Source organism: Streptomyces sp. NPDC096176 (assembly GCF_044763255.1).
Taxonomy (GTDB): Bacteria; Actinomycetota; Actinomycetes; order Streptomycetales; family Streptomycetaceae; genus Streptomyces.
The window spans coordinates 162,973-188,814 of sequence record NZ_JBIWFV010000002.1 but is presented as its reverse complement, the minus strand read 5'-3'; the positions used below and the strand labels follow the sequence as shown (position 1 = coordinate 188,814).

The 25,842-nt window shown below is 68.1% G+C and carries 27 protein-coding genes, 1 pseudogene and 1 riboswitch; of the genes and pseudogenes, 15 read left to right on the top strand and 13 right to left on the bottom strand.

The annotated features are described in order from the left end of the window. The first annotated feature begins 53 nt into the window (after nucleotides 1-53). Genes ACIQ7Q_RS06035 through rplI form a run of 3 tightly spaced genes read left to right on the top strand, consistent with a single transcriptional unit; the run spans nucleotide 54 to nucleotide 1,383 of the window. Complete coding sequence (locus ACIQ7Q_RS06035; protein ID WP_403856744.1) at nucleotides 54-638, top strand: single-stranded DNA-binding protein; 585 nt, start codon at nucleotides 54-56, stop codon at nucleotides 636-638. Between the two features lie 43 nt (nucleotides 639-681). After that, complete coding sequence (rpsR, locus tag ACIQ7Q_RS06030) at nucleotides 682-918, top strand: 30S ribosomal protein S18 (protein WP_005315025.1); 237 nt, start codon at nucleotides 682-684, stop codon at nucleotides 916-918. Between the two features lie 18 nt (nucleotides 919-936). Beyond that, nucleotides 937-1,383 (top strand): 50S ribosomal protein L9, encoded by a 447-nt coding sequence (rplI, locus tag ACIQ7Q_RS06025; RefSeq protein ID WP_005315027.1) that lies wholly within the window; start codon nucleotides 937-939, stop codon nucleotides 1,381-1,383. 129 nt (nucleotides 1,384-1,512) lie between these two features. Here rplI and ACIQ7Q_RS06020 read toward each other — a convergent pair whose 3' ends face one another. Then, a complete protein-coding gene (locus tag ACIQ7Q_RS06020; RefSeq protein ID WP_403856742.1) occupies nucleotides 1,513-2,850 on the bottom strand; it encodes an MATE family efflux transporter in 1,338 nt (445 codons plus the stop codon). A 467-nt stretch (nucleotides 2,851-3,317) separates the two neighbouring features. On the opposite strand from ACIQ7Q_RS06020, the gene dnaB reads away from it, so the two are divergent. Next, complete coding sequence (gene dnaB, locus ACIQ7Q_RS06015; protein WP_403857979.1) at nucleotides 3,318-4,778, top strand: replicative DNA helicase; 1,461 nt, start codon at nucleotides 3,318-3,320, stop codon at nucleotides 4,776-4,778. A 233-nt stretch (nucleotides 4,779-5,011) separates the two neighbouring features. On the opposite strand, the gene ACIQ7Q_RS06010 is transcribed toward dnaB, so the two are convergent. Beyond that, on the bottom strand, nucleotides 5,012-5,578 hold the full coding sequence (locus ACIQ7Q_RS06010; protein WP_403856740.1) for a dihydrofolate reductase family protein: 567 nt from the start codon (nucleotides 5,576-5,578) through the stop codon (nucleotides 5,012-5,014). A 454-nt stretch (nucleotides 5,579-6,032) separates the two neighbouring features. Between ACIQ7Q_RS06010 and ACIQ7Q_RS06005 the strand changes: the two genes are divergently transcribed. The 5 genes and pseudogenes from ACIQ7Q_RS06005 to ACIQ7Q_RS05985 all read left to right on the top strand — a co-directional run bounded on the left by ACIQ7Q_RS06005 (nucleotide 6,033) and on the right by ACIQ7Q_RS05985 (nucleotide 10,542). Next, nucleotides 6,033-6,767: a dienelactone hydrolase family protein gene (locus ACIQ7Q_RS06005; protein WP_403856738.1), complete on the top strand. Its 735-nt coding sequence runs from the start codon at nucleotides 6,033-6,035 to the stop codon at nucleotides 6,765-6,767. A 587-nt stretch (nucleotides 6,768-7,354) separates the two neighbouring features. Then, nucleotides 7,355-7,909 (top strand): DUF3291 domain-containing protein, encoded by a 555-nt coding sequence (locus tag ACIQ7Q_RS06000; protein WP_403856736.1) that lies wholly within the window; start codon nucleotides 7,355-7,357, stop codon nucleotides 7,907-7,909. Between the two features lie 233 nt (nucleotides 7,910-8,142). After that, nucleotides 8,143-8,718: pseudogene (locus tag ACIQ7Q_RS05995) on the top strand (alpha/beta fold hydrolase); the annotation flags it as partial. Nucleotides 8,719-8,783: 65 nt separating this feature from the next. Next, a complete protein-coding gene (locus tag ACIQ7Q_RS05990) occupies nucleotides 8,784-8,927 on the top strand; it encodes an alpha/beta fold hydrolase (protein ID WP_403858027.1) in 144 nt (47 codons plus the stop codon). Nucleotides 8,928-9,159: 232 nt separating this feature from the next. After that, entirely contained in the window at nucleotides 9,160-10,542 is a 1,383-nt protein-coding gene (locus ACIQ7Q_RS05985) for a serine hydrolase domain-containing protein (protein WP_403856734.1), read from the top strand. A gap of 85 nt (nucleotides 10,543-10,627) precedes the next feature. Here ACIQ7Q_RS05985 and ACIQ7Q_RS05980 read toward each other — a convergent pair whose 3' ends face one another. The 3 genes from ACIQ7Q_RS05980 to ACIQ7Q_RS05970 form a co-directional block, all read right to left on the bottom strand. Next, on the bottom strand, nucleotides 10,628-11,095 hold the full coding sequence (locus ACIQ7Q_RS05980) for a MarR family winged helix-turn-helix transcriptional regulator (RefSeq protein ID WP_403856732.1): 468 nt from the start codon (nucleotides 11,093-11,095) through the stop codon (nucleotides 10,628-10,630). Nucleotides 11,096-11,338: 243 nt separating this feature from the next. Beyond that, entirely contained in the window at nucleotides 11,339-12,193 is an 855-nt protein-coding gene (locus tag ACIQ7Q_RS05975; RefSeq protein WP_403856730.1) for a GNAT family N-acetyltransferase, read from the bottom strand. Nucleotides 12,194-12,197: 4 nt separating this feature from the next. After that, nucleotides 12,198-12,743, bottom strand: coding sequence for a DUF2269 domain-containing protein (locus ACIQ7Q_RS05970; protein WP_403856728.1), 546 nt, complete (start codon nucleotides 12,741-12,743; stop codon nucleotides 12,198-12,200). A 76-nt stretch (nucleotides 12,744-12,819) separates the two neighbouring features. Between ACIQ7Q_RS05970 and ACIQ7Q_RS05965 the strand changes: the two genes are divergently transcribed. Beyond that, nucleotides 12,820-13,458 carry an HAD family hydrolase gene (locus ACIQ7Q_RS05965; RefSeq protein ID WP_403856726.1) on the top strand — a complete coding sequence of 213 codons (639 nt, stop codon included), beginning with the start codon at nucleotides 12,820-12,822 and terminating at the stop codon, nucleotides 13,456-13,458. A gap of 28 nt (nucleotides 13,459-13,486) precedes the next feature. Here the strand turns inward: ACIQ7Q_RS05965 and ACIQ7Q_RS05960 are convergent, their stop codons facing one another. The 4 genes from ACIQ7Q_RS05960 to ACIQ7Q_RS05945 form a co-directional block, all read right to left on the bottom strand. Then, a complete protein-coding gene (locus tag ACIQ7Q_RS05960) occupies nucleotides 13,487-13,966 on the bottom strand; it encodes an NUDIX domain-containing protein (protein ID WP_403856724.1) in 480 nt (159 codons plus the stop codon). Nucleotides 13,967-14,027: 61 nt separating this feature from the next. Next, on the bottom strand, nucleotides 14,028-14,918 hold the full coding sequence (locus tag ACIQ7Q_RS05955; protein ID WP_403856722.1) for a LysR family transcriptional regulator: 891 nt from the start codon (nucleotides 14,916-14,918) through the stop codon (nucleotides 14,028-14,030). Between the two features lie 196 nt (nucleotides 14,919-15,114). Continuing rightward, nucleotides 15,115-16,308: a cystathionine gamma-lyase gene (locus ACIQ7Q_RS05950; RefSeq protein ID WP_403856720.1), complete on the bottom strand. Its 1,194-nt coding sequence runs from the start codon at nucleotides 16,306-16,308 to the stop codon at nucleotides 15,115-15,117. A gap of 10 nt (nucleotides 16,309-16,318) precedes the next feature. Continuing rightward, a complete protein-coding gene (locus ACIQ7Q_RS05945) occupies nucleotides 16,319-16,696 on the bottom strand; it encodes a phage holin family protein (protein ID WP_403856718.1) in 378 nt (125 codons plus the stop codon). Nucleotides 16,697-16,747: 51 nt separating this feature from the next. Here ACIQ7Q_RS05945 and ACIQ7Q_RS05940 point away from each other — a divergent pair, with 51 nt between their 5' ends. From ACIQ7Q_RS05940 to ACIQ7Q_RS05925, 4 genes are all read left to right on the top strand, one after another. Beyond that, the gene (locus tag ACIQ7Q_RS05940; protein WP_356630069.1) at nucleotides 16,748-17,065 is read left to right on the top strand and encodes a cupin domain-containing protein; all 318 of its coding nucleotides are present in this window, start codon (nucleotides 16,748-16,750) and stop codon (nucleotides 17,063-17,065) included. A 163-nt stretch (nucleotides 17,066-17,228) separates the two neighbouring features. Further along, nucleotides 17,229-17,441 (top strand): DUF5326 family protein, encoded by a 213-nt coding sequence (locus ACIQ7Q_RS05935; RefSeq protein ID WP_356630080.1) that lies wholly within the window; start codon nucleotides 17,229-17,231, stop codon nucleotides 17,439-17,441. Between the two features lie 251 nt (nucleotides 17,442-17,692). Then, on the top strand, nucleotides 17,693-18,463 hold the full coding sequence (locus ACIQ7Q_RS05930; RefSeq protein ID WP_403856716.1) for an IclR family transcriptional regulator: 771 nt from the start codon (nucleotides 17,693-17,695) through the stop codon (nucleotides 18,461-18,463). A gap of 132 nt (nucleotides 18,464-18,595) precedes the next feature. After that, the gene (locus ACIQ7Q_RS05925) at nucleotides 18,596-19,030 is read left to right on the top strand and encodes an SsgA family sporulation/cell division regulator (protein WP_403856714.1); all 435 of its coding nucleotides are present in this window, start codon (nucleotides 18,596-18,598) and stop codon (nucleotides 19,028-19,030) included. A gap of 25 nt (nucleotides 19,031-19,055) precedes the next feature. Here ACIQ7Q_RS05925 and ACIQ7Q_RS05920 read toward each other — a convergent pair whose 3' ends face one another. Continuing rightward, entirely contained in the window at nucleotides 19,056-20,384 is a 1,329-nt protein-coding gene (locus ACIQ7Q_RS05920) for a YibE/F family protein (protein WP_403856712.1), read from the bottom strand. A 69-nt stretch (nucleotides 20,385-20,453) separates the two neighbouring features. Next, nucleotides 20,454-20,587, top strand: a riboswitch (TPP riboswitch). On the opposite strand from ACIQ7Q_RS05920, the gene thiC reads away from it, so the two are divergent. Continuing rightward, on the top strand, nucleotides 20,580-22,376 hold the full coding sequence (gene thiC / locus ACIQ7Q_RS05915; RefSeq protein ID WP_403856710.1) for a phosphomethylpyrimidine synthase ThiC: 1,797 nt from the start codon (nucleotides 20,580-20,582) through the stop codon (nucleotides 22,374-22,376). It overlaps the preceding riboswitch by 8 nt. A gap of 78 nt (nucleotides 22,377-22,454) precedes the next feature. On the opposite strand, the gene ACIQ7Q_RS05910 is transcribed toward thiC, so the two are convergent. From ACIQ7Q_RS05910 to ACIQ7Q_RS05900, 3 genes are all read right to left on the bottom strand, one after another. Continuing rightward, nucleotides 22,455-23,282 carry a hypothetical protein gene (locus tag ACIQ7Q_RS05910; protein ID WP_403856708.1) on the bottom strand — a complete coding sequence of 276 codons (828 nt, stop codon included), beginning with the start codon at nucleotides 23,280-23,282 and terminating at the stop codon, nucleotides 22,455-22,457. A gap of 147 nt (nucleotides 23,283-23,429) precedes the next feature. After that, nucleotides 23,430-24,521, bottom strand: coding sequence for a metallophosphoesterase (locus tag ACIQ7Q_RS05905; RefSeq protein WP_403856706.1), 1,092 nt, complete (start codon nucleotides 24,519-24,521; stop codon nucleotides 23,430-23,432). Between the two features lie 208 nt (nucleotides 24,522-24,729). Then, complete coding sequence (locus ACIQ7Q_RS05900) at nucleotides 24,730-25,842, bottom strand: LacI family DNA-binding transcriptional regulator (protein WP_403856704.1); 1,113 nt, start codon at nucleotides 25,840-25,842, stop codon at nucleotides 24,730-24,732.

Genomic DNA, 25,842 nt, shown 5'->3' with positions numbered 1-25,842 from the left:
GGGTTCGAGTAGCAGCAAGCAGCCAGAAGCAATCCCCGCCGAGAGGTTCACCCATGGCAGGCGAGACCGTCATCACGGTCGTCGGCAATCTCGTCGACGACCCCGAGCTGCGCTTCACCCCGTCCGGTGCGGCGGTCGCGAAGTTCCGCGTCGCGTCCACTCCCCGCACCTTCGACCGTCAGACCAATGAGTGGAAGGACGGCGAAAGCCTCTTCCTCACCTGCTCGGTCTGGCGTCAGGCGGCGGAGAACGTCGCCGAGTCGCTCCAGCGCGGCATGCGTGTCGTCGTGCAGGGCCGGCTCAAGCAGCGGTCCTACGAGGACCGCGAGGGCGTCAAGCGCACGGTCTACGAACTGGACGTCGAGGAAGTCGGCCCCAGCCTCAAGAACGCCACGGCCAAGGTCACCAAGACCACCGGTCGCGGCGGCCAGGGTGGCTACGGCGGCGGCCAGCAGGGCGGCGGCAACTGGGGCGGCGGCCCCGGTGGTGGTCAGCAGCAGGGCGGCGGCGGTGCACCCGCCGACGACCCCTGGGCCACCAGCGCCCCGGCCGGCGGCGGCCAGCAGCAGGGTGGGGGCAGCTGGGGCGGAAGCTCCGGCGGTTCCGGCGGCGGCTACTCGGACGAGCCTCCCTTCTAGGGACAGCTCGTTACCCACTTCTTGATCACACAGGAGAAACACCATGGCGAAGCCGCCTGTGCGCAAGCCTAAGAAGAAGGTCTGCGCGTTCTGCAAGGACAAGACCGCTTACGTGGACTACAAGGACACGAACATGCTGCGGAAGTTCATTTCCGACCGTGGCAAGATCCGTGCCCGCCGCGTCACCGGCAACTGCACGCAGCACCAGCGTGACGTCGCCACGGCCGTGAAGAACAGCCGTGAGATGGCGCTGCTGCCCTACACGTCCACCGCGCGATAAGGGGAGGGTGACCGAAACATGAAGATCATCCTCACCCACGAGGTCTCTGGCCTCGGTGCTGCCGGCGACGTCGTGGACGTCAAGGACGGCTACGCTCGCAACTACCTGGTCCCGCGCGGTTTCGCGATCCGCTGGACCAAGGGTGGCGAGAAGGACGTGGCGCAGATCCGCCGCGCCCGCAAGATCCACGAGATCGCGACCATCGAGCAGGCCAACTCCATCAAGGGTCAGCTCGAGGCCGTCAAGGTGCGTCTGGCTGTTCGCTCCGGCGACGCCGGCCGTCTCTTCGGCTCCGTCACCCCGGCAGACATCGCCTCGGCGATCAAGGCTGCCGGTGGCCCGGAGGTCGACAAGCGCCGCGTTGAGCTCGGTTCGCCGATCAAGACCCTGGGCTCGCACCAGGTGTCCGTGCGTCTGCACCCCGAGGTTGCCGCACAGCTCGGTGTCGAGGTCGTCGCCGCCTAAGCGATGCGCTCGGGAGAGCAGTTGAGAAGGGCCGCACCCCTCGGGGTGCGGCCCTTCCGCCGTTGCGGGGTGCTCGGCCCGCGGCACCGTTTCACGTGAAACAGCGGCCGGCTGCAGCTGACGTGACGGTCATCGGGTCGCCCCCGTGACGATCCATCGTCCGGAACGCGCCCGCCACCACAGGGTCAGCAGCCGCACGGTCATCATCAGGGTCATCGCCCACCACAGAGCGGTCAGACCGCCCCCGAGGGCGGGAACGAGCAGCGCGACGGGTGCGAAGGCGGCCAGCGTGAACAGCATCGCCCATGCCAGGTAGGGGCCGTCGCCCGCGCCCATCAGGACGCCGTCCAGGACGAAGACGACACCCGCGATGGGCTGGGACACCGCGACGACCAGGAGCGCGGGGAGCAGTGTGTCCTGAACAGCCTGGTCGCCCGTGAACAAGGGGATGAAGAGCGGACGCGAGACCACGACAAGGATGCCGAGCACCACACCCGCCGCCACGCCCCACTGAACCATCCGTCGACACACCTGCTTGGCGCCCTCGGCGTCCCCGGCTCCCAGATAGCGGCCGATAATGGCCTGTCCGGCGATGGCGATGGCATCCAGCGCGAAGGCCATCAGGCTCCACAGCGAGAGCACGATCTGATGGGCGGCGATGTCGGCGTCGCCGAGTCGGGCCGCCACCGCCGTGGCGATCAGCAGGACCGCTCGCAGGGAGAGCGTACGGACCAGCAGCGGTACTCCGGCCTGGGCGCTGGCCCTTATCCCTGCTGCGTCGGGGCGCAGTGAAGAACCGTGCCTCCGGGCTCCGCGGACAACAACGACGAGGTAGGCGGCAGCCATGCCGCATTGGGCGATCACCGTTCCCCATGCCGACCCGGCGATGCCGAGGTCGGCTCCGTAGACCAGGCCGGCGTTGAGGGCTGCGTTGGCGGTGAAGCCACCGACCGCGACATAGAGGGGAGTGCGGGTGTCCTGAAGGCCACGGAGCACGCCGGTGGCCGCGAGGACGATCAGCATGGCGGGAATGCCGAAACTGGAGATCCTCAGATAGGTGATCGCGTGGGGCGCAGCTGTGTCGGAGGCACCGAAGACGCCCACCAGCCAAGGGGCCGTCGGCATAGTGACGGCGATGACGGCGATGCCGAGAACGAACGCCAGCCAGATGCCGTCCATCCCCTGCCGGATGGCCGACTGGAGATCGCCGGCGCCCACCCGCCGAGCAACGGCGGCCGTGGTGGCATAGGCCAGGAAGACGAAGACGCTCACGGCCGTCATCAGCAGGGCTGCCGCGACGCCGAGGCCGGCCAGCTGCGGGGTGCCGAGATGACCGATGATGGCGCTGTCGACCATCACGAAGAGGGGCTCGGCGACGAGGGCGCCGAAGGCCGGGACGGCGAGCGCGACGATCTCCCGGTCGTGCAGCTTCCGGCGTTCCTTACGCCCCACGGGAACCTGTGTCATGGCGGCAATCTAATCTTCCACAGGTAAGAGATGCAATCCATCTGCACTCCTTACGGAACGGTGCGTTGACGGCTCGTCCGTGTGCCGTTTGTTCTGATCTTGGTCCGCTCGGGAAAGTTTTTCTCCCCCACAGGCGGTGGATGCGAAAGCAGCAGGTCAAATGAGGTTCAGGCGGGGGATCGTGAACTTTTCCACAGTGCTGTCCCCCGGTCCGTGCACAGGTTGCGGAGGGTTCTCCACAGCATCCGGTGCTTCGTCCACACCACCTGTGGATAACCAGATTGGCTGACGGTGCCGCCGGGCCTACGGTGGACCGTCGCCCGGCTCACGAAAAGCCCCCGCAGAAGCCTCGCAGCAAGCGGAGTTCGGCGACTCGTTTTGTCAGTGCCGTGGCGTAGAAAGAGTGCCTCGGCGTAGGTCCGTGGAGCGGACGGGAGGAGGTGGCCCGGGTGAGCATTTCCGAGCCCCTGGACGATCCGTGGGCGGCCGACAGTCCTGGGGACCGTCTTCCCGCTTCCCGTCAGCGTCGTCGCGAGGGCCGCAACCGTGAGGACCAGCACGACCGAGGCAGGGAGAGCGGCGGCTGGGATGGTGGGTCGCCCGGGTTCGAGCGCGTTCCTCCGCAGGATCTTGATGCCGAGCAGTCCGTTCTCGGCGGCATGCTGCTGTCCAAGGACGCCATCGCCGATGTCGTGGAGATCATCAAGGGCCACGACTTCTACCGCCCGGCCCATGAAACGGTGTACCAGGCCATCCTCGACCTCTACGCCAAGGGCGAGCCGGCTGACCCCATCACGGTCGCGGCCGAGCTGGTCAAGCGGGGCGAGATCACCCGCGTGGGCGGCGCTCCCTACCTGCACACCCTCGTCCAGTCGGTTCCCACCGCGGCCAACGCCTCGTACTACGCGGAGATCGTCCATGAGCGCGCGGTTCTGCGCCGTCTCGTGGAAGCCGGAACCAAGATCACGCAGATGGGATACGCCGCCGACGGGGACGTCGACGAGATCGTGAACTCCGCCCAGGCGGAGATCTACGCCGTCACCGAGCAGCGCACAAGCGAGGATTATCTGCCGCTCGGTGACATCATGGAGGGCGCGCTCGACGAGATCGAGGCGATCGGTTCGCGCAGCGGCGAGATGACCGGTGTGCCGACAGGCTTCACGGACTTCGACTCTCTGACCAACGGGCTGCACCCGGGCCAGATGATCGTCATTGCTGCCCGTCCTGCCATGGGTAAGTCGACGCTGGCGCTGGACTTCGCGCGGGCCGCCTCGATCAAGAACAACCTGCCCAGCGTGATCTTCTCGCTCGAGATGGGCCGCAACGAGATCGCCATGCGACTGCTGTCCGCCGAGGCCCGGGTGGCGCTTCACCACATGCGGTCGGGAACGATGACGGACGAGGACTGGACGCGCCTGGCGCGCAGGATGCCGGATGTGTCGCAGGCGCCGCTCTACATCGACGACTCGCCGAACCTCTCGATGATGGAGATCCGGGCGAAGTGCCGTCGGCTCAAGCAGCGCAACGACCTCAAGCTGGTGGTCATCGACTATCTGCAGCTGATGCAGTCGGGCGGGTCCAAGCGGGCCGAGAGCCGTCAGCAGGAGGTCTCCGACATGTCGCGAAACCTCAAGCTGCTGGCCAAGGAGCTCGAGGTTCCGGTCATCGCGCTCTCCCAGCTGAACCGTGGCCCCGAGCAGCGGACGGACAAGAAGCCGATGGTCTCGGACCTGCGTGAGTCCGGCTCCATCGAGCAGGACGCGGACATGGTCATCCTGCTGCACCGCGAGGACGCGTACGAAAAGGAGTCGCCTCGAGCGGGCGAGGCGGACCTGATCGTGGCCAAGCACCGAAACGGACCCACCGCGACGATCACGGTGGCGTTCCAGGGTCACTATTCGCGGTTCGTGGACATGGCGCAGACTTGATCGGTCGAGGCGCAGGGTCTCAAATTTCCTGTCGGAATCTCAGCGCTGATGTCGGATCACAGTCGGATGTGACACGAATCTGAGACGTGCAGGTCGTGGCCATCGCTCGTCTGGGGGAAGCCGTGGCTGTGTGCCCCAGTCGGTGTGTCGGCGGGGGTTCGTCATCTCACGGGCCGTGTCGTACCGATGTCGTATACGACATCACCGTGAGACCAGCGCGTGGGTGCTGCTGCTCAGCGCCTCGTCTCGTACCTGGTCAGGACCACGCCGCCGGGAAACGTCCGTGTCTCCACCAGGTTCAGGTTCACCCAGCTGTCCAGCGCGGTGAAGAACGGCGTGCCGCTGCCCACCAGGACCGGATGGGCGGCGATCGCGTACTCGTCGATCAGCCCGGCGCGCATGGCCGCCCCGGCGAGCGTCGCGCCGCCGATGTTCATCGGGCCGCCGTCCTCGGCCTTGAGCCGGGTGATCTCGGCGATCGCGTCGCCGGTGACCAGGCGGGTGTTCCAGTCGACCTTGTCGATCGTCGAGGAGAACACCACCTTCGGCGTGTCCCGCCAGTTCCGGGCGAACTCGATCTCCGCCGGGGTGGCGTTGGGCTGCTGGTCGCCGGTCGGCCAGTAGGAGCTCATCGTCTCCCACAGCTTGCGCCCGTACAGCGACAGGCCACTCGCCTGCTCGTGGTCGAGCCACCACTGGAACAGCTCGTCGCTCGGCGGTCCGCTCCAGCCGATGTCGTCGCCGGCCGCGGCGATGTAGCCGTCCAGGGTCAGGTTCATGCCGTAGATCAGTTTCCGCATGGCCCAGCCTTCCGTCCGTGGGGGTCCGGCGTGTAGACCAGCGTGGTGCGGGAAACTCATCGGTGCGCGATCTGGGCTCGCCGGTAGTCCTCGTGCTCGGGGCTCAGCGTGGTGTACTCGGCCGACTCGGGCAAGCCGCCTGATCTCGACCTCGCCCTCGCGAGGAAATGCCACGGATTTGAGACTGATCATGGGTGACAATGCCGTGAGACAGCCAATAACGCCCAGGTCACGCAAGATCGGGCGTCGGCTCATACCCGGTGGGCTACGCTGTGCGGCTATGAATACCGGGACGGCCTCGCGCCACACACGGATCGGTGACCCGGGGCTCTACTGAGCGCCGTACGGGCCGGTTTGGGCCCGCTGTTTGATCGAGGCTCTTGCGCTGCTGCGCGGGCTCCGCCTCCGTCGTGTTGATCACAGGCTCTGCACATCAACCACGACAGGAGCATTCATGCCCACCAAGACGCTGCGGATTCCCACCATGGACGGCCAGGCCGACGCCTTCGCCGCCTTCCCCGACCACAGCAAGCAGCACCCAGGGGTGCTGATGTACGCGGACGGCTTCGGTATCCGGCCCGTGCTGCGGGAGATGGCCCGCGAACTGGCCGGGCACGGCTACTACGTGCTCGTCCCCAACTCCTTCTACCGGCACGGCCCGGCACCGCTGGTCGAGCTTCCCGAGTACATCGGAGAAGAGGTCCGGCCCGCGGTCTTCGCCCAGCTGATGCCCCTGATCGAGGCGCACACCGCCGAACGTGTCCTGAACGACGCCGACGCCTACCTCAGGTTCCTCACCACCCAGCCCGAGGTCGGCGCCGGACCGGTCGCGGTGACCGGCTACTGCATAGGCGGCCTCTACGCGATGCGCACGGCCGCGGCCCATCCCGACCAGGTGGCGGCCGTCGCCGCGTTCCACGGCCCCGTGGGTGTCGATGGGGCCAACCTCTTCTCCAAGCTCACCGCCCAGATCCACCTCGGCCACGCCGAAGGCGACATGACACCTGAGGCCCTCGGCGAGCTCAACCAGACCCTGGATGCGGCAGGTGTCGGCTACACCTCCGAGATCTACCCCGGCACCATCCACGGCTTCACCATGTCCGACACCGACGCTTTCAGCGCCTCCGGGATGAAGCGCCACTGGGATCGCCTGCTCCCCCTTCTGGACCGCACCCTGGCCAACAGCTGAGGCTCCAGCCCGGAAACCAAGCCTGAAACGGCCGCGACCAGCAGACGGCATGGCGGGCCACACGGATATCTCCATGGCCGTGGCCCGCCTCTGTCGCGAACGAGACTTCCGTAAAAGCCAGGTCGCTTGAGAACCCCGAGCCTCCGCGGTCGCAAACGACGTGGCATCCCAGCTCGTCAACGGCCCACCATCTGACAGCCGCAGTCTGGCAGGACACTGCGTCATCCAACCCAGTCTCGGCACCGCTGGCGTCGCCCCGGCACACCAGCTTGAGCGGAGCTGTCGATGCTGCTCCTCCGCAGTTGCTGGGCCGATGCGGACTTCCACGACGGCAGGCAGCGCCACCGCCCCAGCTCCCGCAAGGCCCTTGCAAGAGGCCACTTTGACAGGGAAATCGCAACTTCGACATGGCCCGCAGAGGCAGCTACCTTCACCTGGCGTTGGGCGGCCACCCACGGTCGCACAGGAGTTCCTTCAGGCTGAGCCGCTCGCGACGGATGAGTTGGTCACGCCCCACGAATCCTCGTCCCCATGCGTAAGCCACCGAACCGGGTCCACACCAGGCACCCCCCACCAGGGAGAGACGCATGCCCCATCTTGCTCTGTACACATTCGGCGTCCTGAAGTCACCTCTCGCCGATCCCGGACCTCTCACGCGCGAGTTCTACGACAGTGGTGAGGCCGTCTACCGGAAGATCAGTCAGCACCCCGGGTACCTCGCGCGTGCTGAAGCGGCAGACGGTGACCGGGGCATGCTCTTCGAGGCGGACTGGGGTGCATGGGGAGAGTTCGCCGTACCGACCTGGTACGGCAAGGGCCGTACGGTGGAAACCACCGCCCTGGCCGCGACCCTCTCGCTCTGGACCGACCTGCGCCCCGCCTTCGACGCCATCTACACCGGTCTGCACCGTGAGGCGCTGAACAGGCGTTACGACTGGTTCGAGAGGACAGGACACCCGGGTTACGTGTTCTGGTGGGTCTCCGACGGCGTGATACCCACCTGGCAGGACGGGGTTTCCAGGCTGGAACACCTCCACGACCACGGCTCCGCACCGCACGCCTTCACCTTCCACCACTCGTTCGCCCCGGACGGAACTACGACCAGAATCAAAGGCATCGGGTCGAAGAGCGACCCGTCATGACGTCACTCGTTTCGGGTGAAGCCCTGGGTGAGTGATCCCTCGGTGTGTCGCAAGCGGCAGCGTGCTGTGGATGGTGCCGGAGTGGGGTGGGGCATGGAGGCTACGGTCAGCGTCCGTGGTCAGGACGGTACGGCTGAAGACCGAGCGTGGGTGGTCCTTGAAGCAATCCAGACTCTCGCCGACATCCTGGCCGAGCTGCAGAGCGCGGAAGCCAGGACCGCATACTGACGACCATGCTGTCGACGATCCCGACCGAACCGAAGCGCGCGGCCACGGTGGTGGCCGGGCGTCGCCTCTCCTTCCTCGACTTCGGTGGTCCGGGACGCCCTCTGCTGGCCCTGCACGGGCACTTCGGAGAAGGTCGCACCTTCACGCGCCTTGCCCGGGAGCTGGGCGACTCCTGGCGGGTCATCGCCCTCGACCAGCGTGGACACGGCCGCTCCGATCCTCCCGCCGACTTCTCTCGCATCGGCTACGTCGAGGACGCTGCGGCAGTGCTGGAACATCTGGGGATCGACGGCACGGTCGTACTCGGCCACTCCCTCGGAGGCGTCAACGCCTACCAGCTCGCGGCCCGGCTCCCCGGGCTTGTGGACGCACTGATCGTTGAGGACATCGGCGCCGAAGTCGATGACGACCTCTCCTTCAGCCTGTCCTGGCCACACCGGGCCCCGACCCAAGGCGAGTTCCTCGACGAGCTCGGTCCGTCAGCGAGTTACCTCATGGACGCCGTCCGTGAGTATGCCGACGGATGGGGACTTGCCTTCGATCCGAAGGACATGAACTCTTCACAGCAGCACCTCAACGGCGACCACTGGAACGACTGGCTCGCCAGCAACTCCCGGCCTTGCTCATCCGAGGAAGCCGCAGCACGGTGCTCAGCGCGGAGCAGGCGAAGGACATGGCGGCACGGCGTCCCCACACTCGGCTCGTCGAACTCCCTGCCGGGCACACCGTCCACGAGACGGTTCCAGCGGAGTTTGCCGCAGCCATCAGGGCGTTCCTCAGCACGCTGTGAGCTTGCTCAACCAGGACATCTCGTCGTGCCGTCGGCATGTGAATGGTCACGTCATTTGGACGTTCTCCCGGTGACATCAACTTGGACGGGGGGGCAGGTCCCCAGCTCACAGCGTCGAGGTCGGTCAGAAGAAACGGCTCCCTACACGAGGGCCCGGTCCCGGTGGGCTCATTGCTCCGCGTGTCCCGCAAATGAGGTCGACTCGACGGACAGTCACCGATAGACCTGCTTCATGACCTCAGCCTTGGAAGAACTGCTCCCCGCCACACGGCGGGCTCTGTTCCACCGTCTCGCCGTTGCCCAGAGCGAAGGGCGCGCACCCTCGTTCGTCGGAGCCGTTCAGCGCGACGGGCAACTGATGTGGACGGGCTCCCGCACATGCGTCGACGGTCATGCGCCGGACGCCGACACGCAGTACCGCATCGGCTCCATCACCAAGACCTTCACGGCGGTTCTGGTGATGCGGCTGCGGGACGAGGGGCTGCTCGATCTGAACGACCCCCTGGACAAGCACCTGCCTGGGACCGGGATCGGCGAGGTGACGATCGCCCAGCTGTTGGGCCACAGCGGGGGTGTGAGTGCCGAGGCGCCCGCCCCCTGGTGGGAGCGGACACCGGGCTCGCTGCGCACCGAGCTGTCCGACGTGCTCGGTGACGGCGCGGAGATGCATCCTCCGGGCCGACGGCATCACTACTCCAACCCCGGTTACGCCGTGCTGGGTTCGCTCGTCGAAGCGGTCCGCGATGCGTCCTGGGAGGAGGTGCTGACACGGGAGATCCTCGAACCGCTCGGACTGCGGCGGACCAGCACCCAGGCACAGGCTCCGCACGCGGGTGGCTGGGCGGTGCATCCGTGGGCGGATGTGATGCTCCCCGAACCCACCGAGGATCTCGGACTCATGGCCCCTGCCGGGCAGCTCTGGTCGACCGTCGCCGACCTGTGCCGTTTCGCAGGCTTCCTCGCGGAGGGGGATGACCGGGTACTCCGTGCAGAGTCTGTGCGGGAGATGCGGGCTCCTTCCGCGCCTCCGGAGGCGGGGGAGTGGGACAGCTGCTACGGGTTGGGGCTTCAGATCGTGAGGAGCGAGGGCCGCACCCTCGTGGGACATTCGGGTTCGCTGCCCGGGTTCCTCGCCGGGCTGTGGGTGAGCGTGGAGGAAGGTGTCGCCGCGGTTGCGCTGGCCAATGCCACCTCCGGGCCGCTCGCCGCGACCGTGGCGGCGGACCTCGTATGCATCGTGGCCGACGCCGAACCGAGAATCCCTGAGCCGTGGCGCCCGCTGCCGGAGGTCGACCAGGAGCTCCTGGCGCTGACCGGGCCCTGGTATTGGGGCACGCACGCCTTTGGCCTGCGGCTGGTCGCCGATCGGGGTCTGCAATTGGAACCGCTGCGGGGTGCCGGCAGGCGCTCGCGATTCCAGGCGAGCTCCGAGGAGACATGGATCGGCCTGGACGGTTATTACGCGGGCGAGACCCTGCGGGTGGTGCGACGCGGCGACGGCTCCGTGAGCCATCTGGATCTGGGTTCGTTCGTCTTCACGCGGGAGCCGTACGAGCCCGAGGACGCTGTTCCCGGGGGCGTGGACCCTTCAGGATGGCGCGGAATCCCTGGTTGAGTCGCGTATCGCGACGTTTCACGTGAAACCGCACCCGCGGGTCTGGCCAGGGCAGTGGTGCCCGCCGCCCGCCTGCGAGGCGCGGCTAAGCGGATCGGGCGGGGACCTTGAGCTCTTCGACCGCCCTGACCAGCGGGGCGAGCTCAGGGTTCTTGGCAGCTTCGTCCAGGGCCTCACGCAGAGCGTTGTCGTTGGTGGGCCGTGCCTCGGCGAGCAGCTTGAGGCCGGCCTCGCTCACGTCGGTGTAGATGCCCCGGCGGTCGGTGGGGCAGAGGTAGCGGGAGAGCAGGCCGCGATCCTCGAGGCGGGTGACGAGGCGCGTCGTTGCGCTCTGGCTGAGGACAACAGCGTCGGCGACCTGCTTCATCTGGAGGTGGCCGCCCTCGCCGTCGTGCTGGCGGCTGAGGACGTCGAGGAGTGAGTACTCCCGGGCGCTGAGGCCGTGCTTGGACTCGAGGGCACGCTCGATGTGCGCCTCGATCTTGCCGTGGAGCAGCGAGAGGGCGCACCAGCCCTGTGCGAGGGCGGTGAGGGCGGGGTCGGTCGCTGTCATGTGTCTCCTCCTCGGTGCCGGAGCGGCTCACCACCAGAGTAGGCGATAAGCGCAATAGCCCGCGTGTACAAGTAGCCAGCGACTGCAATTCTTTCCCGAGGGGCCCGTCCAGCCTGTCCGGGACCTGGGCCCGGGCAGAATTTGGCTTGCTCAAGCGGTCGCCCTGGGTCTGGCATGTGGATCAGGCCGGATCGACGAGGCGCGCGCCAGGGCGCGCGAACCCGACAAGAGCCAAAGAGAGGCCTAGCCCGCCGCGACCGTCAGAGGTGCGAAGCGACGGGTCCAGTCACCGGGCAGCTCCGGGAGCCCCAAGGTCATCACCGCGTGGAATGCGACGGGGGCCAGACCGCATTCCTTCACCCAGGTCAGCAGTTCCTCGTGGCGCACATCGATGTCGGTACGCAGCGGACGGTCTGTGCCCTCTGCCAGGGACGCGATCAGGGCCTTCGCCGTTTCGGTGTCCCGGGCGATCAGCGGGCCCACGACCTGGGTGGCCATGTTCGGCCAAGCGGCCGCGTACCCCGTCAGGACTCCGTCGTCCTCCGCCACTCGCAGTTGGTCCGCGAAGGCGGGGAGGCGCGTGATCATGTGTGTGCGGTCGAGGCCGAAGACCTCGTTGTCCAGGCGCAGCAGCGCGGGCAGGTCCTCCGCGGTGGCGGGGCGGGTCGCCACCTGCGGTTGTGGCCCCGAAGCGGTGAAGTGGCCGCGGACCATCTCGGCGCGACCGGTGGTGGCGAACCCCAGTTCTTCGTACAGGGGCTTCCCGTTGGGGGTGGCATGGAGAGTGACCGGGGTGCTTCCCACCTCGTTCAGCACCTGCTTCATCAGACGCCGTCCGACGCCCTGGCGGGAGTGACGCTCCGCCACCAACACCATGCCGATGGCCGTGAGGCCGGTTTCGTAGCGCGTGAGCACGCATGCGGTCACCAGACCCTTGCCCTCGGGGTCGTCGATCCCATATCCGGTACCGGCAGCGAGCAGCAGGCCCCACTTGTGCTCCTCGCGCGGCCAGCCGCGGTCCTCGGAGAGATCGGCACAGGCCAGGAGGTCATCCGTGGTCAGGTGCCTGATGGCGAGTTCGGAGAGGGGCGTCTGCATGAGCTCAGGCTGTCTGACGCATTGATCGTTCGTCCACCACTTTGGGGGAACTGGCCAAGACGCGCTTTTGACGGCCGCGTCGGGTGAGGCCCCATGGCTTGAGAACGGAGATAGCCGTCATGAAGAGATAGGCGGTCAGCGAGACGGCCGGTCCCATCAGTACGTCGCGGGGTTCGGCGACCATTCCGTCGGACGCGACTGTGTCGGCGGCCCTGCTGACGCCCGGGCGCAGCACGAGGACGGACGCGGTGGTGGTTGCGACGGTCAGCCAGAACTTGATGTAGACCCAGCGGTGGCGGGCCAGCCCCCACTTCGTGCCCAGCGAGAGAACGAGACCGCTGAGCAGGGTGAGCAGCGCCACGGGCAGTACCAGCCAGTCCGTGAAGACGTTCATGGATCGGTACGAGGCCTCGATCATGGACGTTGTTTTTGTGGTGTACGCCGTGAGTGCAAGGGCGAGCAGGCCGAGGGTGAGTCCGAGCCAGGCGGCGGATGCGGCGACATGGACGACGAGGATGGCCCGGCGGACGGGACGCGTGAGTGGTTTCACGTGAAACACGGTGCCTGGCAGCGGGTTCCGGCGCGTCTGTCAGCGGGAGTAATCCGGGGTACTAGCCTCGGCGTACATGAGACGACGGCCGAGGCTCCACATCTTCGATCTGGACGGCACCCTGATCCACGGTTCGGCGGCGCCGGTCGAGATTTCCCGACAGCTTGGGCTGCTGGACGAGATCGGTGAGGTGGAGCGGGACCTGATCGCGGGCCGGATCGGACCACCGGAGTATGCGGTGCGCGTGCATGCCCTGTGGACAGACCTCACCGAAGCGCATGTCGCTGCGGCTTTCGACTCCGCTCCTTGGCTCCTGGGCATCCGCGAGGTCTGGAGCGAGATCCGGGAGAGCGGCGACTTCTGCGCCGTGATCTCCCTGTCGCCGTCGTTCTTTGTGGAGCGGCTGGTCGGTTGGGGCGCCCATGCGGCGCACGGCTCACGCTTCCCCGAGATTCCCTTCAGCCGGCCCGTGGATCCGGCGGGCATCCTCAGCGCTGCCGCGAAGGTGGAAGTTGCCGGTCGGCTCTGCACCGAGTTCGGCGTGGGCCTGGACGCCTGCGTCGCCTACGGCGATTCGATGTCGGACGCCGCGATCTTCGCGGCGGTCCCCACTGCGGTGGCCGTGAACGCCGATCACCATCTCACCGGCCTGGCCACACACACCTACGCCGGACTCGATCTCCGTGAGGCCTACGAACTGGTGCGCGCCGCCTAGTAGTTCCTTACCGGCCCCGTAGTCGCTTTCAGCCCAGGTCGGGTGCGTGCATGGCCCGCACGCCCTCGATGTTGCCGTCCAGGTAGTGGCGCAGCGACAGCGGCACGAGATGGACGGCGGCGATTCCGACGCGACTGAACGGCACCCGCACGATCTCGTACTCGCCGCAGGGCTCGTCGACCTCGGGGCCATGGCGTAGCGCCGGGTCCATGGACTCCAGACGGCAGACGAAGAAGTGCTGCACCTTCACTCCCGTCACACCACCGTCCGCAATGTGCTCGACGGTGTCGACGAAGCACGGCACGACGTCGGTGATCTTTGCGCCCAGCTCCTCGTCGACCTCCCGATGGAGCGCGTCCACGACGGTGGCGTCCTCCGGTTCGACCCCGCCGCCGGGCGTCAGCCAGTACGGGTCCACGCCGGGCTTGGTGCGCTTGATCAGGACGAGATCGTCGCCGTCGAGCAGGATGGCGCGTGCGGTGCGCTTGACCACTGGTCGTTCGGTCATGGCAAGAGAGTGGCCCATGTCTCCGCGTCTGAAACTCGTGAGGGCGTTCTGCGTGTGTCCGTCACCAGTCGGTGGCGGCGCGCAGTAGTGATTCGTGCGCCCTGGCGATATGGGGGTGGGCGAGCGTTCCTGTGCGGACGACAAGGGAGTACGTGCGCAACGGCGGCACCGGGGGGTCGAGCAGAGCGACGACGCGGCCCCGCTCCAAGGCGTCCTCGCACAGGTAGCGCGGCAGCACGGCGAGGCCGGCACCGGAGGCGGTGGCTTCCAGGACAGCTCGCAGATCGGGTGCGATGACGGTGCCCGCGGCAGCCGGTGGCGAGTCGAAGACGGCGTGCCAGTAGCGCGACACGAACGGTAAGGACTCGTGGACCTCGACCACCGGAAGCTGATCGAGCACGACGTGGCCCCGGCGTAGTGCCGAGGGTCCCAGGCGGGCGGCCCAGCGTGGGGCGGCGACGAGGACGTGCTCCTCGTCGCACAGCGTCGTGGCACTGAGCAGGGCGCCCCGCGGCCGGGCGGTGGAGATGGCCAGGTCGTGATGGCCTGCGGCGAGTCCGTCGAGGCATTCCTCCGCGTTCCCGAACGAAGCGCGCAGGGCGAGTCCCTCGCCGATCAGAGGGCTGAGTGCGGGCAAGGCTCGCATCGCGATGAACTCGGGCGGACCGGCGAGGTGGAGGGTGCGGATGCCGGTCTCGCTGTCGAGCTCCGCTTCGGCTATCTCGAGGAGGGCGTCGAGGTGGGGTGCTGCCCGGTGGGCCAGCTCGTCGCCGACGGTCGTGGGGGTGACGCCGCGCGCCTGGCGAAGGAAGAGCGGTTTGCCGAGCTGCCGCTCGAGAGTGCGGATCTGCCCGGTCACCGCCGGCTGGGAGAGTCCGAGGAGGGCGGCGGCGCGCGTGAAGGATCCTGCCCGGTGCACTGTGACGAATGTGCGCAGCAGGGCCAGATCCATGCCATGCCCTTCCCGATCCGACGTTACCCCCGAACCCCGCCAACTATAAATAAGTCGATAGGTCTCTGTCGCTACAGTGATTGGACACTGACGCTGAGTCAACTAGCCTTGTCGAGACGGTTCTTGGCGCGCGGGAACCGAGGGCGGTCCGAGCCACGAGGGGGGAGGCTCGGACCGCCCGTCTTCCGTATCGAGTTCAGCCGCCGTGCGCAGGCGGCCGTGCGTGGGCGGCGGGAGCAGCCGCCTCGTCCAGGGCCCGCAGTACGTCGGCCACCAGGTCGTCGGCGTCCTCCGCGCCGGCCGAGAAGCGGATGAAGCCCTCCGGGACGGCGTCCCCGCCCCAGCGGCCGCGGCGTTCCGCGGTGGAGCGGACGCCGCCGAAGCTGGTCGCGTCGTCGACCAGCCGCAGCCCGTCGAGGAAGCGCTCCGCATGGGCGCGGTCGGGCAGGTTGAAGGACACCACGCAGCCGAAGCGCCGCATCTGTTGGGCCGCGAGCTTGTGCGAGGGGTCGGTCGGCAGACCGGGGTGGCGCAGGCCGCTGACCTCGGCGCGGCCGCTCAGCGTCTGCGCGACGGCCAGCGCGTTCGCGCTCTGACGGTCGGCGCGCAGCTGAAGGGTGGCGAGCGACCGGTGCGCGAGCCACGCCTCCATCGGCCCCGGGATCGCTCCGACGATCTTGCGCCAGCGCCGTACCCCTGCCGCGAGCTGCGGATCCCTGGAGGACACATGGCCCAGCAGGATGTCGCCGTGCCCGGTCATGCCCTTGGTGTCGCTGGCCACCGAGAAGTCGGCGCCCAGCTCGAGCGGCCGCTGGCCGAGGGGGGTGGCCAGGGTGTTGTCGACGGCGACGAGGGTTCCTGCCGCGCGTGCGGCGTCAGCGAGCCGCCGGATGTCGCACACGTCGAGCCCGGGGTTGGACGGTGTCTCGATCCACAGCAGCCGGGCCCCTTCGAGCACGCTCAGCTGGGCATCGCCGCCGGTGGGGGCGGTACGCACCTCGATGCCGAACGCCCGCAGCTGTTCGTGGACCAGCGGCAGCGCCTGGTAGCCGTCGTCGGGCATGACGACGACGTCTCCCGTCTTCAGCTGCGACATCAGTACGGCGGAGATGGCCGCCATGCCGGAGGCGAAGGCGACGGTCTCGACACTCTCCCCCGGCGCTTCGAGCTCGCCGAGGGCTCGCTCGAGATGGGTCCAGGTCGGGTTCTCGTCGCGGCCGTACGTGTACGGGCCGGTCGGCTCCCCGGGCAGGTGGAAGTGGGCGGCGAAGACCGGACCGGGCAGGGTCGGTTCGTACTTCACCGGTTCGGGCAGCCCCGCCCGTACCGCTCTGGTGCCGTCGCCCTGGGCCGTGCCGGTCACGCCATGTGCTCCTTGTCCGTTCGCCATCGCGCGGCGCTCAGTCCTTGTCGGGCAGAACGAGGTTCAGGGCCCAGGACACGATCGAGATGATCAGGCCGCCGAGAACCGCGGTCCAGAAGCCCTCGACATGGAAGCTCAGGTCGAGCTTGTCGGCGAGCCACGAGGTGAGGAGCAGCATCAGGGCGTTGATCACCAGGGTGATCAGGCCGAGGGTGAGAATGAACAGGGGCAGAGTGAGCAGCTTGACGACGGGCTTGACGAGGAAGTTCACCAGCCCGAAGAGCAGGGCCACCAGGATCAGGGTCCAGGCCTTCTTGCCGGTGCTGTCGCCGGTCAGCGTGATGTCCTGCAGCAACCAGACGGACACCCAGAGGGCACCCGCGTTCGCGATCGTCTTGACTAGGAAATTCATCATGTGTCTGATCGTGGCAGACGTGATCGGACCTAGTGCAGGGGCGGGACCGCGATGAAAGCATTCCGACTGGACGAGCTGGAGGCGGAGCGCGCCGCCAACGACGGCGCGTATCTGCAGTTCCTGCGCGAACGGAACATGTCGGTCGGCCTGTATGCGCTCGACGCCGGCGAGATCGACCCGCAGCTCCCGCACAACCAGGACGAGGTCTACTTCGTGGTCAGCGGCCGGGCGGCGATCACGGTGGGCATGGAGACCACACAGGTCGGCCGGGGCAGCGTCGTGTACGTACCGGCTGGTGTGGCGCACAAGTTCCACCACATCAGCGAGGATCTGCGGGTCATGGTGGTCTTCTCGCCGCCCGAGAGCTGACCGTTGGCCCCGAGAGGCCGGCCAAAACCGATGAGGAGGCCCTAGGGGTTCGGTCAGGGGAGTTCAAGGGCTCGCGGCATCCCGTTCACCACGTCCACCCGCCTAGCATCGAGACAGGCACTCGGGGGCAGGCACTCGGGAGAAGCGAGGTAGGACGATGGCTGTGCAGGAGATCTTCACGGGGATGCCGTGGTGGGTGAAGTGGATTGCGATCCCGGTGATCGCGCTGGTCGTCTTCGGTGGGCTCATCGCGAGCGTCGTCGGCTTTGTGATCGGACTGCTCTTCAAGCTACTGGTGTTCGTCGCCCTTGTCGGCGGACTGGTCTTCGTCGTACGGAAGTTCATGGCGTCGTCCGGCTCCCGCGGTGACTGGTAGGGACGCCGGGGCCGTGGCGAAAGACCGTTAGCCCGGCCGGGGGAACCGCCGGTCGATCCCCGTTCCCCGGCCGACGCTGCCATTAGAGTGGCTCATCTCTGCCGCCCTCGGGAAATTCGGATCACAACTCTCACCAGCGCTCCGAGGTGTCCTGAGCTGAACGGCCGTTCAGGGCCCGGGGATGCGGCGGGCGCGCGGGGGCGGCCCCCGCGGGCGGGCATGCAGCCCGTCACCACGCCTGGGGGTGACCTGTGGCCGGGGCCACGAATGCCACTGCACCGACCCTGATCAGCTCCGTGCAACGGGCGCTGAGGCTGCTGGAGGCCGCAGGCGCGCATCCGGACGGCGCTCCCGCCAAGCTTCTGGCACGCGAGGCCGGCATCCCCCTGCCGACCGCCTACCACCTGCTGCGCACCCTGACCCACGGCGACTATCTGAGGCGCCAGAACGGTGTGTACGCCCTCGGGAACGCCGTTGAACGGCTCGTCTCCGGCGGCTCGTTGCAGAATCGTCGCAGCACGCTGGAGGAGTCGCTGGCGCACTGGCGGGATGCCATCGGCGTACCCGTCTACTTCGCCGTCTACCGCGAAGGCGAGATCGACATCGTCGCGGTCTCCGACACGCCCTACGCGCCGGCGGTCGCCGAATGGGCCGACTTCCGCGAGACCGGCCACGCGCACGCGTTGGGCCAGTGCCTTCTCGGCCAGCTCGACGAGTCCGCCCGCCGCGACCACCTCGACCGCCATCCCGTTCAGCCCGTCACGCCGCACACGGTGCGTGACCGGAGCGCACTGCTGGAACGGCTCGCGTCACGTGGGCCCATGGCGCCGGTCGTGGAGCGTCAGGAATATGCCCTCGGCACGGTCTGTGCTGCCATTCCGATCACCGCCGGCCCTGTCGTCGCAACGATGGCGATTTCTCTCCCCCTGCGCCAGGAAGCCAGATTGCTTCCTGCGGTGGAGCAGCTGAGGACGGGAATCGGTGGGCTGTTGGGGTCACTTGCCTTCTCTATCAGTATCTGAAATATCACTCCTTGTGATCTGCTAGCGCTTCCAGGACGATTGCGTCAAGAGGGCCTAGGGGGATCGTTCCTGGCCGTTTTCTTGCTTTGCCAGCACGGGTTCATTCATTGCTTCATTACTGCGGAGTATGTGATGCGCGAGTCGGTCCAGGCCGAGGTACTGATGAGCTTCCTCGTCTCCGAGGAGCTCTCCTTCCGGATTCCGGTGGAGCTGGGTTACGAGACCTGGGATCCGTACGCGGTGCGGATGACCTTTCACCTTCCCGGTGACGCGCCTGTGACCTGGGCATTCGGGCGGGAGTTGCTGCTCGACGGGATCAATGGGCCGAGCGGGGACGGTGATGTGCATATCGCGCCCGTCGGTCCCGAAAGCCTGTCTGACGTTCGTATCCGGCTTCGGGTCGGCGCCGACTCGGCGTTGTTCTGCGCGGGCGCGGCGCCGCTCGTGGCCTTCCTCGACCGTACGGACAAGCTGGTGCCGATCGGGCAGGAGCTCTCGCTGGGTGACTGCGAAGTGAGTCTGGAAGAGGCGCTCGGACGCATCCTGGCCGAGGAGAACGCCGGCTGACGTCCCATCGGCTCCGCTCGCGCGATTACTTCTTGCGCCGCCGCCCCCTGCCACCCCGAACCGGTGACCCGGCCGGTTGCTCGGCCGGCTGCGGACGGTCGGCGGAGACCACCAGGGTGGCCAGGGCGGTTGTCACCGGTACGGAGGCGACCAGGCCGATCGAGCCCACCAGGGTCCGTACGATCTCCTCCGCCACCAGTTCGCTGTTGGCCACGGCGCCCACGCCCGACTGGGCGATCGAGAAGAGCAGCAGCAAGGGCAACGCCGCGCCCGCGTAGGCGAGTACGAGGGTGTTCACGACCGAGGCGATGTGGTCGCGGCCGATGCGGATCGCGGCGCGATAGAGGGCACGCGGGCCCATCTCCGGATCGGCCTGGTGCAGTTCCCACACGGCCGAGGTCTGGGTCACCGTCACATCGTCGAGCACACCGAGGGAACCGATGATGACTCCCGCCAGCAGCAGACCGCTCATGTCGATGTCCGGGTACAGGCCGTGGATGAGGCCGGTGTTGTCGTCCGTGTTCCCGCTCAGGCTCGCCCAGCCGATGAACAGCGACCCCAGCAGCCCGATCAGCAGCAGCGAGACCAGAGTGCCGAGCACCGCGACCGAGGTGCGCGCCGTCACCCCGTGACACATGTACAGCGCGATCAGCATGATGGCGCTCGCCCCGACCACCGCGACGATCAGCGGATTCGAGCCCTGCAGGATCGCCGGCAGGATGAACAGCGTCAGCACCGCGAACGAGACCGCCAGCGCGATCAGGGCCATCACCCCGCGCATCCGGCCCACGAGCACCACCGCGAGGGCGAAGATCCCCGCGAGCAGTGCCATGGGGAACTCGCGGTCCACGTCGGTCACCGAGTACTGCAGATCGCGAGGTGCGTCGGGGGCGTACGCGACGACGACGCCCTGGCCCTCGCTCAACTGCCGTGGCGCGTCCGGCTGGACGATCTCGACGAATGTCCGGCCCTTGTCCTTGCCGCTCACGACCTCGACGGTCGCCCTGGCGCACCGGCCCTGCTGCGCAGCTACGGCCTCGCGTCCCTCGGGCGTGGAGGTGTCGCCGGTCGGCGGGACCTGTGCGGCGTTGACGTCCTTGCAGTCGACCTTCTCGACGCGTACCACCTTGCCCTGCTCGGTCTGCCGGTCGAAGCCGACGCCGGTGCGTTCGTGGCCGGGCGCGCCTCCCGGCCAGAGCACCGCGAGCCCGACGAGGACGGCTGTCGCGAAGGGGATCAGTACGGCTGCGATGATCTTTCGAAGGTGTCGGGACACCGGAGCGGCGGGCCCATGGCTGTGCCCATGGCCGTGGGCCTGGACGTGCGGTTCTGGGGACTGTGGCGATGAGGTCACGGGTCGATCATCGCAAGAAGCCGGGGCCCTCTGTTCAGCGCGCCAGATATGACGCTAGCGTGGTGGCACCTTTGCACACGCGGGAGCTCGGAGCACCGGGCTGAGAGGGCGCTGACCTTCGTACACCTGTACGGGACCAGCTGCGCCGACCGCCGAACCTGTTACCGGGTAATGCCGGCGTAGGGAGTAGGTCTCATGACCGTATCGGACGCACGCACGCCTGCCTCGAACCAGAACGACGAGGCCGGGAAGTCCATCGGCTGGCACAAGGGATACGTCGAGGGATCGCGCCCCGACCTCCGCGTGCCGGTGCGCAAGGTGCATCTCACCAATGGCAAGGACGTCACGCTGTACGACACGTCCGGCCCGTACACCGACCCGAACGTCGACACCGACGTGCGCCGCGGGCTGCCGCCGCTCCGGGAGAACTGGATCATCGGCCGCGGCGACACCGAGGAGTACGCGGGGCGGCCGGTCCGGCCGGAGGACGACGGGATCAAGCACACATCGCCGCGCGGGGGACTGCGCAACCTCGACGCCGTCTTCCCGGGACGCCCGCGACAGCCCCGCCGTGGCCGCGACGGGCAGGCGGTGACGCAGCTCGCGTACGCCCGCCGCGGCGAGATCACGCCGGAGATGGAGTACGTCGCCATCCGCGAGAACGTCTCCCCCGAAGTGGTGCGGGAGGAGATCGCGGCCGGCCGGGCCGTGCTGCCGGCGAACGTGAATCACCCGGAGATCGAGCCGATGATCATCGGCAAGCGGTTCCTGGTGAAGGTCAACGCCAACATCGGCAACTCCGCCGTCACCTCCTCCATCGAGGAGGAGGTCGAGAAGATGACCTGGGCGACCCGCTGGGGCGCCGACACGGTCATGGACCTGTCCACCGGCCGCAACATCCACACCACCCGCGAGTGGGTGCTGCGCAACTCCCCCGTCCCGATCGGAACGGTGCCGCTGTACCAGGCGCTGGAGAAGGTGGACGGCAAGGCCGAGGACCTGACCTGGGACGTCTACAGGGACACGGTCATCGAGCAGGCCGAACAGGGCGTCGACTACATGACGGTCCACGCGGGAGTGCTGCTGCGCTACGTGCCTCTGACGGCCCGGCGCAAGACCGGCATCGTCTCCCGCGGCGGCTCGATCATGGCGGCCTGGTGCCTGGCGCACCACAAGGAGTCGTTCCTGTACGAGAACTTCGAGGAGCTCTGCGAGATCCTCGCCGCCTACGACGTGACGTACTCCCTCGGCGACGGGCTGCGCCCCGGTTCGATCGCGGACGCCAACGACGAGGCGCAGTTCGCCGAGTTGAAGACACTCGGCGAGCTCAACACCATCGCCAAGCGCCACAACGTGCAGACGATGATCGAGGGCCCGGGCCATGTCCCGATGCACAAGATCAAGGAGAACATCGACCTCCAGCAGGAGATCTGCGAGGAGGCGCCGTTCTACACGCTCGGCCCCCTCACCACGGACGTTGCGCCGGCCTACGACCACATCACGTCCGGGATCGGGGCGGCCATGATCGCCTGGTGGGGCACGGCGATGCTCTGCTACGTCACGCCCAAGGAGCACCTGGGCCTGCCGGACCGAGACGACGTCAAGACCGGCGTCATCACGTACAAGATCGCCGCTCATGCGGCGGATCTGGCCAAGGGGCACCCGGGCGCCCAGGAGTGGGACGACGCGCTGTCGGACGCGCGTTTCGAGTTCCGGTGGGAGGACCAGTTCAATCTGGCCCTCGACCCGGACACGGCGAGGGAGTTCCACGACGAGACGCTGCCCGCCGAGCCGGCGAAGACCGCGCACTTCTGCTCGATGTGCGGTCCCAAGTTCTGCTCGATGAAGATCTCCCAGGACATCAGGCGCAAGCACGGGGGCGAGCTGGGGGAGGCGGACACGGCAGCCGCGGAGGCGGAGGCGGGCATGGCCGAGAAGTCCAGGGAGTTCGCCGCCGCAGGCAATCGGGTCTACCTGCCCATCGCGGACTGACGCGACGCCGCCCCGGAGCGCGGGCGGAAGGCGCGCCGGGCACGGGGCCCGGCGACGTCCCGCGGGCACCGGCCGGGATCACTCCGGCCGGTTCTCGGGGCCCCCGAAGTCCGGGCTGGTGAAGTCCGGGCTGGTGAATGTCGCGCGCCGTCCCTTACCCGAGCCGTCCGCGGGACTTGAGAAGTCGGGTCCGCTGTAGCCGATCTTCGGCATGCGGCTCACCGGCCGCGGCGGTCTCGCGGACGACGGGTCGGCACTGGGATCGGCGAGGGCTGCCCGCAGGAACGGCAGAATGCCGCGCTCCAGCAGGGCATGGCGCCAGGCCTCCCTGGCCCGTGCCACCTCGTCCGGCAGTTCGCCGGAGGGCACCGCGTCCGCCACCTGGGCGGCGCCGTTGCGCAGGGCGGTCAACAGCAGCCCCACCGCGGCGACCAGGATGCCCGCTGCCGTGAGCGCGCCGAAGAACCAGCCGGCCGTGAGCAGGGCGTCGGCGAAGGACGGGGTGGGGCTGAGCATCTTCAGGATGTAGCCGACGAGCAGGAATATGGCCGCGGCTGTACCGGCGAGGACAGGGGCGAGCACGGCGATGACGGCGGCGACGCCCGCACCGCCCTCGGCGGCTTCCCCCACGGCCGGTGCCGACACTGAGCTGCGCACCGAGTCGGCCAACGTGGGCGAGCGCATGTCTCGGCGCACCTTCACATAGTGCTCGTACTCGGCGGCGGCCGACGTGGTGATCAGTGCCGTCGCGTTCAGTGCCATGGTGCGGAGCTGCTCGGTGTTCAGGCGCAGCCCCACAGCGGCCAGATCCGGGCGTTCATGGGCGTTGCGCAGTGCGTCGTCGAGGACTCGCTCGTACTCGGCGCGGTCCTCGGTCAACAGGTGCGGAGCGCTGTTCATGTGCATCCCCCGATGCTCCGTCGGCCGGGATGCCCGCTGATACCGGGCAGTTGGGCGGAAACGGAGGAGAGTCTGCTACGGATAAGCCGATGGTAGAGCGGTTACGGCACAGGGTGACAGGGGGTTTGTGCAAATCACCTGCCGCGAGTCGGCTCAGTTCGCCAGCGGGAGCTGCTGGACAAGCAGCTTTCCGGCCATGGTCACGCCGCCGTCCATGGCGATCGCGAGACCGTCCGCGTAGACGTGCGGACCGTCGACCACAGGGCGCTCCCCGTCCTCGCCGTCCTCGGTGCCCACTTCGCCCAGCAGGTACGGAATGGGGCTGTGGCCGTGCACGATCCGATGGCCGCCGTACGCGGAGAGCAGTTCGCGCACCGCCTGCGGGCCGCCCTCGTCGCGAAAGGCGAAACGCTTGGTGAACTTGCGGAACAGGTCCCAGCACTCGTCGGCGTCGTTGCGGGTGAGGATCGCGTGCACGGTGTCGTTGACGTCCGCGATGGTGGAGCCGTACTCGAGATACGCGGTCGTGTCGGAGTGCAGCAGCAGGTGGCTGTCCTCCTCGACGATCGCGTCGAGCCGCGCCATCCACTGCAGGTGCACTTCCTGCAGCCGGTCCATGTCCGCCTTCTGGCCGCCGTTGAGAAGCCAGGCCGCCTGGAAGGTGGCGGTGCCCGCCCCGGAGTTGACGGGGGTGTCGCCGAAGCGTTTGGCGCCGAGCAGCAGTAGTTCGTGGTTGCCCATCAGGGCCTTGCAGTAGCCGCCGGCCGCCGCGGCCTCGGCCGAAAGGCGCATGACGAGGTCGATCACGCCGATACCGTCGGGACCGCGGTCGGTGAAGTCGCCGAGGAACCACAGGCGTGCGTTGCCCGCCGCCCAGCGTCCTTCGGCGTCGATGAGGCCCTGCGCGGCGAGGGCCGCGAGGAGCTCGTCCAGATATCCGTGGACGTCGCCGACGACGTACAGCGTGCCGCGGCCGTCGGGGGCCGGCGTGTCGGCGGGGTCGACCTGGACCTGGACGGTGTCGCCGGGTCCGCCTCTGGCGATGACCGGCAGGTCACGCGCCGTCGGGGTGTAGCCCTCCGGGGTATCGCCCTCGGGGAAGGCGTTCCCCGGGTGTCCCTCGTGTCCCGCGTGAACGAGGTCCGCCGAGTGCGACTGCACGGGCACCTGCGCGTACGGCGGTACGCGGAAATCGCGCAACGTCGCCGTCCGCACCACGGGTCCTTGACCGGCCCCCTGAGTCATCGACCCCTCCACCACCGTCGCGCCGCCGTTCACCTCTCGGCCCAGCCTGGTCGGGGTGGTCCGCGGTGTCGTTCGCCCATCATAGGAATGAGCCAGGCGGTGTGTGACGCACCAGGGGTGGTGAATCCTTGCTCATCCCCTGATTTGCCGGTTGTTTCGTCCCAATTGTTAAGGTCTAGTCCTTCCTGCGGGACGGATGTGGGACGGACTAGTCCTTCGCGGGAGACCGCGGGGCACTCACCGTCGTCCGCGGAGAGCGACGCTGCGACGAGGTCCTGACGATCAGTTCGGTGGGTATCACCTGCTCGACCGGCCGGTCCTCGTCGATTCCCTCGATCGCGTCGATCAGGAGCTGGACGACTGCCGTGCCGATCCGCCGCGGTTTCAGCGAGAGCGTGGTGATGGGCGGTTCGGTGGTGGCGTAGACGGTCGACTCGCTGCAGCACACGAGCAGCAGATCGTCGGGGACGCGCAGTCCGTAGCGGCGGGCCGCGGCGAGCAGGTCCGTGCCGTTGGGGTCGAAGAGCCCGTACACGGCGTCGGGCCGGTCGGGGCGGGCGAGGAGCCGGTCGGCGGCGACGGCGCCGGCGCACGGGTCGTGGGCGGGGTAGGACTCGTAGACCGGATCCTGGCCGACCCGCTCGCACCAGCTGAGGTAGGCGGTGGTCGACAGCCGTGTGTAGGTGTCGGTGGTGGTGCCGGTGAGCAGACCGATCCGGCGGGCGCCGGCGTCTGCGAGATGGTCGAGCAGATCGAGGACGGCGGCTTCGTGGTCGTTGTCGACCCAGGCGGTCACCGGGAGCGTGCCGGCGGGACGGCCGTCGGAGACGACGGGCAGGCCCTGGCGCACCAGCTCGGTGACGACCGGGTCGTGGTCGGAGGGGTCGATGACGATCGTGCCGTCGAGGGCGACGTTCGACCAGACGTCATGGCGTGAGGTGGCGGGCAGGATGACCAGTGCGTAGCCGCGGGCGAGCGCGGCCGAGGTCGCGGCTCTGGCCATCTCGGCGAAGTACGCGAACTCCGTGAAGGTGAAAGGTTCATCCCCGTATGTCGTCACCGTCAGGCCGATTAAGCCCGACTTTCCGGTACGGAGGGTGCGGGCCGCGGCGGACGGGCGGTAGCCCAGCCGCTCGGCGACCTCGCGGACGTGTCTGCGGGTGGCGTCCGGCAGCCGGCCCTTGCCGTTGAGGGCGTCGGAGACGGTTGTGATGGAGACGCCGGCCGCGGCGGCCACGTCTCTGATGCCTGCCCGGCCCTGCCTGCTGCCTCGGCGGGATGTGTCCGTCCGGCTCACCTGATGCTTCCCTGCTGCTGTCAT